This window comes from Halobacillus sp. ABD4_316, assembly GCF_056161385.1.
This window is the reverse complement of sequence record NZ_JBSWZA010000003.1, coordinates 538,776-547,861: the sequence shown is the minus strand read 5'-3', so window position 1 is coordinate 547,861 and position 9,086 is coordinate 538,776. Positions and strand designations below refer to the sequence as shown.

General features: G+C 38.5%; 11 protein-coding genes and 1 pseudogene. 10 read left to right on the top strand and 2 right to left on the bottom strand.

Annotated elements, in window-relative coordinates:
* Positions 1–85 precede the first annotated feature (85 nt).
* A pseudogene (gene ltrA, locus ACXAJH_RS15140) lies at positions 86–1,901 on the top strand (group II intron reverse transcriptase/maturase).
* A gap of 291 nt (positions 1,902–2,192) precedes the next feature.
* On the opposite strand, the gene ACXAJH_RS15135 reads toward ltrA, so the two are convergent.
* Entirely contained in the window at positions 2,193–3,173 is a 981-nt protein-coding gene (locus ACXAJH_RS15135; RefSeq protein ID WP_474994465.1) for a DNA/RNA non-specific endonuclease, read from the bottom strand.
* 347 nt (positions 3,174–3,520) lie between these two features.
* Entirely contained in the window at positions 3,521–3,943 is a 423-nt protein-coding gene (locus ACXAJH_RS15130; RefSeq protein ID WP_474994464.1) for a helix-turn-helix domain-containing protein, read from the bottom strand.
* Positions 3,944–4,133: 190 nt separating this feature from the next.
* Between ACXAJH_RS15130 and ACXAJH_RS15125 the strand changes: the two genes are divergently transcribed.
* The 9 genes from ACXAJH_RS15125 (at position 4,134) to ACXAJH_RS15085 (ending at position 9,081) form a co-directional block, all read left to right on the top strand.
* Complete coding sequence (locus ACXAJH_RS15125) at positions 4,134–4,364, top strand: helix-turn-helix transcriptional regulator (protein WP_035546713.1); 231 nt, start codon at positions 4,134–4,136, stop codon at positions 4,362–4,364.
* Positions 4,365–4,688 (top strand): hypothetical protein, encoded by a 324-nt coding sequence (locus tag ACXAJH_RS15120; protein ID WP_008590613.1) that lies wholly within the window; start codon positions 4,365–4,367, stop codon positions 4,686–4,688.
* Between the two features lie 99 nt (positions 4,689–4,787).
* Complete coding sequence (locus tag ACXAJH_RS15115) at positions 4,788–5,279, top strand: helix-turn-helix domain-containing protein (protein ID WP_474994463.1); 492 nt, start codon at positions 4,788–4,790, stop codon at positions 5,277–5,279.
* Between the two features lie 11 nt (positions 5,280–5,290).
* Positions 5,291–6,313, top strand: a complete 1,023-nt coding sequence (locus tag ACXAJH_RS15110) for a DnaD domain-containing protein (protein WP_474994461.1) — start codon at positions 5,291–5,293, stop codon at positions 6,311–6,313.
* Between the two features lie 17 nt (positions 6,314–6,330).
* Positions 6,331–6,564, top strand: coding sequence for a hypothetical protein (locus ACXAJH_RS15105; RefSeq protein WP_035551829.1), 234 nt, complete (start codon positions 6,331–6,333; stop codon positions 6,562–6,564).
* A gap of 410 nt (positions 6,565–6,974) precedes the next feature.
* The gene (locus ACXAJH_RS15100; RefSeq protein WP_160841182.1) at positions 6,975–7,415 is read left to right on the top strand and encodes a hypothetical protein; all 441 of its coding nucleotides are present in this window, start codon (positions 6,975–6,977) and stop codon (positions 7,413–7,415) included.
* Between the two features lie 68 nt (positions 7,416–7,483).
* Positions 7,484–7,678: a hypothetical protein gene (locus ACXAJH_RS15095; protein WP_160841183.1), complete on the top strand. Its 195-nt coding sequence runs from the start codon at positions 7,484–7,486 to the stop codon at positions 7,676–7,678.
* Between the two features lie 15 nt (positions 7,679–7,693).
* Entirely contained in the window at positions 7,694–7,957 is a 264-nt protein-coding gene (locus ACXAJH_RS15090; RefSeq protein ID WP_035541924.1) for a hypothetical protein, read from the top strand.
* A gap of 14 nt (positions 7,958–7,971) precedes the next feature.
* Positions 7,972–9,081, top strand: a complete 1,110-nt coding sequence (locus ACXAJH_RS15085) for a hypothetical protein (RefSeq protein ID WP_474994460.1) — start codon at positions 7,972–7,974, stop codon at positions 9,079–9,081.
* Positions 9,082–9,086 lie beyond the last annotated feature (5 nt).

Genomic DNA, 9,086 nt, shown 5'->3' with positions numbered 1-9,086 from the left:
GAGTATGAAACGATTATTTTCCTAACGTGAATGGCACCGATCGGGTAGGAACGTGGGAACATCACTCCAAAGGAGGGATGCCACAGTGTCAACGCTGCGAAACTGGGATTATTATAATATGACGGAGACCTTTACGGATCTTCATGAAAAAGCGAGTCAGGAACATACGTTTTCTCAACTATATGAAACCATCATATCGAGAGAAAACATCCTGCTCGCTTTTCGCATGATCAAAACCAATAAAGGTTCTAAAACACCAGGCACCGATGGGAAGACCATCGATGACATGAAAGAGCTCTCCGAAAATGATCTGGTTAAATGAAGTCCGAAGTAAACTTCAAAACTATCGTCCGAAGAAAGTTCGAAGAGAATGGATTAAAAAAGAAAACGGAAAATGGAGACCTCTCGGTATTCCATGTATCTTGGATCGAGTGATCCAACAAGGCTTCAAACAAGTTCTCGAACCGATTGTAGAATCTCAATTCTTCAAACATAGCTACGGCTTCAGACCTCTCCGGTCTGCTCATCATGCTATGGCAAGAATACAATCTTTGATTAATCGCGGTCAACTTCATTACGTCGTTGATGTAGATATTAAGAGTTTCTTTGATAACGTAAATCATCGTCTATTAAAGAAGCAACTCTGGAATATTGGTATTCAAGACCGTAAGGTACTGGCTTGTATTTCTAAAATGGTAAAGTCAGAAATTGATGGAGAAGGAGTGCCTGAGAAGGGTTCACCACAAGGTGGAATCTTATCTCCCCTTCTTTCTAATATTGTCTTAAATGATCTAGACCAATGGGTTGCGGACCAGTGGGAAGTATTCCCCCTGATGAAATCTTACAGTTCAGATGATGCCAGAAGACGAGCGAGAAAACAAACGAACTTGAAGCAAGGATACCAGGTCAGATATGCGGATGATTTTAAAATTCTTTGCCGGGATGGAAAGACAGCGCAACGGTGGTACCATGCGGTACGTTTGTACCTTAAAGAACGTTTGAAGCTGGAGATATCACCAGAGAAATCTCAAATTGTAAACCTAAGAAAACGAGAATCAGAGTTCTTAGGGTTCACCATTCGTGCGAATAAAAAGGGTAAGAAACGAGTGGCCCATACTGGGGTCATATCTTCAAAAAGCGAGAAAATCAAACAGGAAGCGAAGAAACTCATTCGAAGAATGAAAGCTTCGCCTTCTGCTGAGAATATTCATCGTTACAATAGCTTTGTTTTAGGACTTCACCAATATTTTAAACGAGCGACCCATGTAAATCTTGTGTTCTCACGTCTTGCTTACGATCTTAGACCATTTTTAGTGAACCGCCTTCGACCGGTAGGAACGCTAAAACATCCTTTTCAGCCACCGCCTTTTTATAAGAGAACCTTTAGTTCAGGAACGAAAACGATTTATATCAATGGTACGTATCTATTTCCCATTGGCAATGTGAAAACATCCAATGCGATGAACTTCAGTTCAAAGCTTTCGCTTTACACGAAGAAGGGCAGAGAACAAATACACAAAAGTCTCCGCCCGGATATCCAGAAAGAAATTGGACATTTAATGAGGGCTTCTCTACCGAAAAGAAGTATTGAATATCTGGATAATCGTATTAGTCGCTATAGTATGAAGATGGGGAAATGCGAAATTACAGGTGAGTACCTCCATGCATCAGACGTTCACTGTCACCATTACGTGCCCAGGAACCAGGGAGGCTCTGATCAATTTCAAAATCTCCGTATTCTTCATAAGGATATTCACCGACTTATCCATATGAAAGATATAGAGAAGATAAAGGTTTATCTTGAAAAGTTACCACAGAATCGATTGATCTTAGATAAAATCAATCAATACCGAAAGGTATGTGGGGTGGAAGGGATCGTTGCATCCAGTCTCGAAGAGTAACAAAGGAACTTATAATGTAGTACATACCTTTAGATGGAGCGCCGAATGCTGGGAAACTAGCACGTTCGGTGTGGAGCAGGGGAAAAGCTGGAGATAACTTCAAACGCTTACCTATTGCTAACTTTAGTTGAATAAATCAAATATTAAAAAAGGAACTCCCATAAAATTGGAAGTTCCTTTTTTTTGTAGTCGTATTAACACTAAACTTTAGCAGAGTCTAAAAAAAAACGAAAGCCTCGGTTATGAGGCAGCCGGTTCGAACCGCAGTGTTATGCGGGAGAAGCGAGGAACTTATTCTCCCACCATCCCATCTCCATCTCTATCCTGCATGTATTGATACAACCAGTGGTCGCTGGTAATCGGCATACTGAAACCAGCATCTTTTGCTTCCTGGATCGTCACCTGACCATTACCATTTGCATCAACGCTAGAAACATCCCCTTCTTCAGTGGACCCGGTGGAACCATTGGAATCGGATGAATCGGAGGAGTCGTCTCCGGTGAGTCCAAGTGTTTCATTGACGTCATCCGGATTGAGATTATCGAAGGTATCGACAACCTCATTGCCTTGTATCGTATAAGTATATTCATAATGGGAAGGAATCTGTGTGTTCGTATCAGGATATGTGATAATGGCTTCAAAATCAGTAGCGCCCCCGGCGTCCCGGATGGCATCTTCCATGTAGGCTTGATCCCCGTGGCGATTCAGCGTACTTTCCTGTGGCGTAATGTTATAAGCATTGGAGACGCCTCCGAGAGAGTCCGCAATGACATGTCCTTGATCTAACTGGTCACTCTCGACCCCGGGCACTTGAGCTTCGTCCCAGAAGTATCTTCCGGATGAGACGACCGGCTCTGTATCGTCGTCCTGCAGGATGATTTCCTCCGCCACAACTCTCACCAACTGACCGTGCTTATTGGTGAAAGCCCAGTATTCCCGGTCCCTAAATCCAATATCCACGACAACATTCGCTTCTCGATCTCCGCTCTGGTCGCCACCATCCACCTCTATTCGGTCGTAGCCCGAGAAGAGGTCTTCATTCGTATTGGGTTTCGTTTCTTCCACTTCTGGTTCATCAGCAACTGCCGGGGCGGCTTCTTCTTGCTCTTCTTGTTGTCCCTCTTCTTCCTTATTTTCATCCGCCTGCGCTGTGGTTTCCTCTTGTAGATCTGCTGTTTCATTTCCGGTGGACGTATCTTCTGCATTTTCACTGCAGCCGACTATAAAGATGGTCAGCAGAACCACCATGATGTAATTCCATTTTCTTTTCAATTCAAACACCTCTTCTTATGATTTGCCCTCTTCTTTGAATGGGTCTTTTATCCAAATATACTATATTTATCAAAGAAACTGTCGTGCAATTGTTTTTCGCAATAGAACGGTTCCTACTTCTTTCCTCTATGCCAGCTGAGGTCTCACTAAAAATAATTGGGACGGTAGATTTGGCACTCCTGGTGGTTGCGGCAGGGTAAATGTTATTCGTTCATAGGTCGGGTTATCTTTTTTCTTACATTTATTATAACCCATGCTTTTCTTTAGGATGAAAAATTGAAAATTGGACACTCTATCCAGATTAAACAAAAAAGCAGGGACTTCCTATAAATGAAGTTCCCTGCTTTTTATTTATTTTCTTTTTCTTCGAGTTCTTTAGATTTTTTCACTAAATATTGAAAGTAACTTTCCAATTCCCTTATTTGCTCTGGACTCATTGATTTCCACTTTTCCAAATCAAAAAAAGCTGCATCTTCGATTCCGTATTGGTCCATCAATTTATTTACTTCTTTTATGGAATCAAATTCATTGATTTTATCCACTTGATAATCTGAAATATCTGATCGGCCTAAAAGGTAATCGGTGGATACATCAAAAAGGTCAGCGATCTTGTTCACAGTATCTAAAGTAGGAATTTTGGTACCTCTCTCGTATGCTGTGTAAGTTGTTCGAGCTACGCCGATTTGCCTTGCAATATAATCTTGGGTCCAATTTGGATTTTCCTCTTTTTTTATTTGTCGGCATCTTTTCAGCCTGTTTGAAAAATTCATGTTTATACCACCATGCTTTTCACTAGATTAAAGTGTGTTATGTATCCATTATAAATGTTTCTCAAAGTAACTTAAAGAAAAGTTCCTAAAAGTGTAAAAAAAATATATGGATATTGTTGACAATGTTACCTAAAGGAACTTATAATGCATTATAAGATGTTCCTTAAAGGAACTTTAGGAGGTGAATAAATTGAGGATGTGGTTAAAAGAGATTCGACTTCAGAAGGATTTAACGCAACAACAAACAGCTATTAAATCAAACATATCGAGAAGCTATTATACCCATATTGAATCAGGAGTTAAAAATCCTACAGTAGAAACAGCGAAGGACATAGCTTTTGCTCTAGAGTTCAAGTGGACAAATTTTTTTGAAAACCAATGTTCCTTAAAGGAACAAAAAACTTATAAGGAGATGTTGTAGATGTTTGAAGCTAAACTGCAACCCGAATCTGATTTTAATAACAAGGTTTATGATATTTTTTATGATATTGCTAAAAAAGCACAAGAAGATGTTCAGAAAGAAATGGAATTACCCTATTTACTTGATCGAACAAAATTAGCTGAGCGTGTGTTTAATGTCAGTGTACAATCTCTTGATGCTCACGTATTAAAGCGCAAGGACTTTCCAAAAGTTCATGTAGGTGGCCGGACACTTTACCCTAAGGATTTAGTCATTACATGGATTAGAAATCATGTTGATGTATCTGATGATATTGCTCCGGAAAGAAACTTTGGTGTTGTTTGACTCTATGAATCTAGTATATACCTCTGAGAAAGCAATCAATGGTACAAATCCATAAGTAAGGAGGGAGAAACTATTAATAAAAGCAAATCAGCGCAGTTAATGAAGGATTTAAGGAAAAACAAAAATAAAACCCAGCAACAGTTAGCTGTAGATATGTTTCAGTCAAGAGAGTATATCTCTAAACAGGAAGGGGGAGAACGGAAGATTCCTCCTGTATCCACTAAATATTTTATTGAGAAGTATAACAATCCTTGGTTAGCACTTGAAGCTGTTAATGAATATGTTGGGTGGGGGATCTCTCGCTTAGAGGGACCGGAAGTAGAAAAGGATAATTTCCTCTTACAACTTCTATTAGAGGAAGAACTACAGAAGACTATTAATGTATTAGCTAATGTAAATTTAACTGCAAAATTACACGATAAGCACTCTATTAAGATTCATGACATACGGAAATCAGCTGAAATTATGACTGGTGTTATTCATTTCTCTACCCTGTATTTAGCTACTGTTTGTGAAAGATATGAAATCAATTGGCTAAAGCTTTGGAAGGATCATCACCAAACTCTATATTCTAAGAGATTATTAAATTAGGAGGTGAGGTTGTGCAGGGGTGGTTAAAGCTGCATCGTAAAATTCTTCATAGTGAAATTTTCGAAAATGAGAAGTTGTTAAAAGTGTTCATTTATTGTCTGACGAAGGCAAGCCATAAAAGTACAGAATCGAGAGTAGGGAGGCAAAAGGTTACTCTTAAACCTGGACAATTTATATTTGGCCGTAAAAAAGCTGCTTCTGAATTAAGTATGAATGAATCCACCGTTCGTGACTATATAAAAATACTTCAGGAAGACAGTGTCATTAGTATAAATACCACCAACAAATATAGTGTAATAACCGTTGAAAACTGGGGGATTTATCAATCTAACGATGAAGAATACGACAACAAAACAACAGCAGAAAAACAGCAAGACGACAACTCCTCGTCACCAGAGAGACAGCAGAAAGACACATACAAGAATGGCAGAGAACTTAAAGAAGTTAAGAATGTAAAAGAATTCATTACTACAACAACTTCTGAACGATTGGATTGTGACAGCATTCAATTTTACCAAAACAACTTTGGGATTATACGTCCTCAAATCTCAGAAGAAATAGTGAAATGGGTTGAAGACCTTGGGGATCCATTAATTGTGGAGGCTATGAAGCGTTCCTTGGACCGAAATAAACCGACATGGGGCTACGTTAAGAGCATCCTTCAATCCTGGATAAATAAAGGGATACTAACAGTAGAACAGGCGGATGCTGAAGAAATTGAATATAAGAACAAGAAGGCTAATAAAGCTCCGTATTCCAAACAATCACAAAGTCAGGAGGTATTACCGGAATGGTTTAAAAATCGTGAAGAACAAGAAAAGCATCATATAAATAAAAAACCTAGCATCGAAGATACAGCTCGAACCATTGAGTTATCGATAAAGCTAAAAAGATCGAGAGAGAACATTCTTGATTCTATTGATGATCGATATAACATTTCTGAAGAAGATATAGCTTCTATTCGGGAAGGGAAACGCTCAGCTATTGACGTTTTATTAGAACAATCGAATCTTAGTGTGGCGGGAGAACCATAATTGGGAGGTAAGAAAAGGTGAAATCAAATAAAAAGCACTTTGCTTATTATGACATTGCTTCACAAGCTGACAATGTAAAAACCTTTGAAGGAAAAAGATATGATGTGCGTGGTATTTGGGCGGTTGATCGTCATGGTACTACTGAAAAGCTGGCCAGTATCTATTATCGAATTCGAACCGTAAAAGATGATCAATTCAGAACCATTGCTAAACGCAAAAATCCTATGAGTGAGCTGAAACCTGTCAAGTAAATATAACGATTTTAACACGTGCTTAAATAGCACACATTGAACATTGAAAACTATATATCTATGTTAGGAAATTGAAAGGTCATAAAACTTTCCTAACAGTCGATGACCGTTTGGTGCGTGTTACGTGAAACGCATCTTGTGACCGGGTAAGCGTTGTATCTATTATGGATTACTTTTATAAAGTGAGGTATAAACTGATGAAGCTTTATGTAGTTTATCCTAGATACATAAAGTTCTTCGTATAGGCTAGAAACGATGTGCATTGTAGAAAAATAATCATTCTACATAGGGTTGATTGTATCTCGCCATAAACAATCATCAATAATAAAGATCTATCTTCCATAATGTGGATTTATATTTTAGTAGGTGTTAGAATCGTTATACAAATCACTTGAGAGGAGATTGATCTGATGGCAAAGCGTTGGGTCGGTGGTTTGGCTGGATTTGTTATAGTTTTAATCCTAGTTGGTTGCGGATCTCAAGGAGCCACAGGTCAAGTCGAGTCATTATCACCAGGTGACATGAAAGAAACTCTGCAAGACAGTGACAATGTTTATATTTTAGTAACTGATGCGTCTGAGGAAGAAAAAAGAGATGAATATATCAAGGTAGTGGAAGAAAATATTGAAGAAATTAATGTGAAAGAAATTAATGCTCAGAATCAAAAGATTCTTGATGGGGATATGGATCTGAATGATATAGGTTTGGAAGGTAGTGAACTGTTCCAATCTCTAAGTTATTATCAGGATGGAAAATTACAGGATCGTATCTCCTTAAAAACACAGAAATACAAAACCCTTGAAGATAGGGATAAAGCCATACAAAAATTCATCAACGAAACATCATCCTAATGGAAGTGATCCTTAATAGATCGCTTCTTTTTTTTATGGATAAAAACCTTGAAAGGGGGTGAAGGTGAATGGGCGTTACTAATCGTGAACTTAAGCAATCAAAAGACTTAGTTCAAACACTGCTAACCATCCAAGACATTTCTTACAATGAGTGGCTTCATGATAAGCACCAAGACTACATTCAACAAAACCAAGATGTCGTTATGAAGTCATTGCTCCATTACAAAGGGGTGGATGAAGAAAACAACAACAAAAATATTTAATAAGGGGAGATATTAATGAAGTACTTTGCAGATCATTCCATGCTTGCTGCCATTAGTAATTTACAATCTACTGGGGCATCAATTTTAACCGCCATGCAGCTTTTGGGTATTATCTCGGCTGCCATTGCTTTTGGTATAGGAGCCTACCATCTTATATGGGGTGGAGTTAGAGGTCGCCAAAGCTCTATCGTGTGGTTCATTGGTGGTGCCGTTGGACTTGTCGTTCTAATGGGAGCTACAGCTATCGCTGAATACATTGACAGTCAGGTGATCTTTTAAAGGAGTGTAGGTTCATGAGGGTATTATTCACATCAAAAATGGATGGTGAAATTTCGAGCTTTCACCCTTATTCCTTCCAGGAAATTGTCGTTCTAACAGCAAAATTGGATGCTAAATTAAAGAAGAAAAATGCCAAGCCAATTCTGCTAGATTTCATGATATTTAATGAAGAAGGAGACAAGCTGTACAACGGCTCATATGAAATGGGAGCAAAAGGAACATCAAATATTTATGACCATGTTTGTCAAAAGCTTTTAGAGTTACCCATGCAAAATAAAAATGAAGAAACAAAAAGGGATGTCTTTCTTCAACAATTAACTTCTAATACACCAGCATCTTATCAAATTGATATGACAGGAGTATTGAAAGAAAAGGAAGGACAAAAATCGAGTTGGAAGCAACTTGGTAAGCGTGGCAAATTTTTTGTGAGTATGATCAGTACCACATTAGTGGTAGCCATAGTTACATCCATCACTCTTTTTATACTTCTAAGCAATCAAGGCAAAGATCTAAGAGCCACAACACAAGAGCTGGAAAAAACGGAGAATGTAAAAACGGCTTATGAAGGTTATTGGACAGGTCAGCAGAAAAAAGCTGTTGATCAGTTACAAGGAATGGAAACCTTAACGGAATCGGAGCGCAAAACATTGCTTCATTTTCTGGTGGAACTTAAAAAGTATGATCAAGCTTTGCAATATGTGGGCAAGAAAAACTCTTCTTCACTGGCTGATCAAGTCATGCAAGTTCATGGTCTGGAAGAATTGATTTCCTTTCAAGAAGCTTATCCAAGTCCTTTGGGTGAATTTAAAATAGCCTTTCATAATGGGGAATACAAACAGGCGGTGGATATTCAAGATATGGCGATGTCTCCTGAACTGTATAAACAAAAGGGGATCGCTTATTTGAGGCTTGGTCAATTGGAAGATGCAAAAAAGATGGCCAGTGAAGCGAAAAATGATGAACTGAATAAAAAGATTAATGAGTATCAAGAAATTGAGGAACAGTTGACGAAGATAAACAGCCAAATAGAAACAGAGAAAAAGTCGGAAGATCAAAATCAATCTAAAATCGATTCGCTTAAGGAACAACAAGAAGAGCTGGAGGGCCAAAAGAACAATATATAAGAGGG